The sequence below is a fragment of the Brevibacillus sp. YAE8 genome, assembly GCF_057543335.1.
This window is the reverse complement of record NZ_BAAIYG010000164.1, coordinates 1-531: the sequence shown is the minus strand read 5'-3', so window position 1 is coordinate 531 and position 531 is coordinate 1. Positions and strand designations below refer to the sequence as shown.

Here is a 531-nt window from a genome sequence, read left to right as displayed (position 1 = left end):
TCACTCAAATAAGTATGTGCTCGAGTCGATATTGAATAATTAATCCCGGCCTTCCGTTGAGACTTATAAGGTGGGGATTTTCTATGTATGCCTAAAGAGAAAACTCTTTAGGCATTTTATCATTATCAATAAAAAGTTAATCAAAATCTTTTTGTGATTGGATAGAAACAGCTGGGTGATCTTGTGAAGCAACTGTATCGATATGATAATCAACTTTTTCGGTATGTTTAGAAGCAACGGCGTTATTTGTTTTATTTACTGCACCTTGTCCTTGTTTTTTATGATCAAAATGTTTTCCACGACTCATGAAATAAACCTCCTTTATTGAATACTACGTTAAAGCCTTTATAGTATAAACAAGTCAAAAAAGAAGTATGTGTCCACTTTATAGGAAACAAAGAAACCACCGATTTCTCAGTGGTAGTAAAAAAATTAATCATCTTGTGCACTAAAATCAGGCTTAGTAGCTCCAATTTGTTCGAGTTCACGTACAGCGGCTTTGTAATTCATAGGAGTTAAAAAACCTTTTAA

2 protein-coding genes are annotated in these 531 nt (G+C 33.3%); both read right to left on the bottom strand.

Going from position 1 to position 531, the window contains the following annotated elements; all coding sequences use genetic code 11:
• Positions 1-136 precede the first annotated feature (136 nt).
• On the bottom strand, positions 137-307 hold the full coding sequence (locus AC27IT_RS28175; RefSeq protein ID WP_167387310.1) for a hypothetical protein: 171 nt from the start codon (positions 305-307) through the stop codon (positions 137-139).
• A gap of 125 nt (positions 308-432) precedes the next feature.
• Positions 433-531: YppF family protein (gene yppF, locus AC27IT_RS28170; RefSeq protein WP_487092316.1), on the bottom strand; the 99-nt coding region annotated here is incomplete at its 5' end.

Coding starts and splice junctions, on each gene's coding strand:
- AC27IT_RS28175 (WP_167387310.1), bottom strand. CDS start 307: ATGAGTCGTGGAAAACATTTTGATCATAAAAAACAAGGACAAGGTGCA.